Annotated in this window: 1 protein-coding gene; it reads right to left on the bottom strand. The window is 26.7% G+C overall.

Annotated elements, in window-relative coordinates:
* Window positions 1-63 precede the first annotated feature (63 nt).
* Entirely contained in the window at window positions 64-282 is a 219-nt protein-coding gene (locus tag L987_RS03760; RefSeq protein ID WP_047503077.1) for a VraH family peptide resistance protein, read from the bottom strand.
* Window positions 283-566: the final 284 nt, after the last annotated feature.

The following is a 566-nucleotide window of genomic DNA, read 5'->3' as shown; positions in this document are numbered from 1 at the left end:
TCTGCAAGTTTAGTTAAGGGTTCTTCTCAACATCAATAAATTTTCTCGGCATAAATGCGTGTTCTATTTTTTATTATTGTCTTGATAATCATATTTTTCTGCCATCTCATCAAAATCATCATCTTTATAGAAAAATAAAAAATAAACAATAACTCCAATCGGAATACCAAAAAACGGTGTAGTAAAAGTACTAAATATTACACACATGAAAATTAACCAAAACAAATCTTCTAAAGACCATTTTTTATTTAATAAATCATTTACAATTTGTTTGATAGTCATAAAAATAAAACACTCCTTTTTAGCAAACTTTATCACAATAGTTATCGCTTTACAGGTCTATTTTTCATCGTTATAATCTAGTTAATTCCCGTAAGGGTGCACTTATGCGTTCTAAAAGAACGCGTGTAAAAACCATAATCGACCTTCGTCGATTTTTTTAATCTTAGTTTTAAGTAATCGGTGTTGCAGCACAGATATAAAAATTAATACTACATCAAAATTTAACTAAGATTTAAGCTACTAGTTTTTTGCTAGTAGCTTTTTTATTTTTAAAATTTTAAATA

It is taken from the genome of Staphylococcus sp. ZWU0021 (assembly GCF_000798895.1).
Taxonomy (GTDB): Bacteria; Bacillota; Bacilli; order Staphylococcales; family Staphylococcaceae; genus Staphylococcus; species Staphylococcus saprophyticus.
Note: the sequence above shows the minus strand (reverse complement) of the source record. Positions and strands in the feature narration are given on the sequence as shown.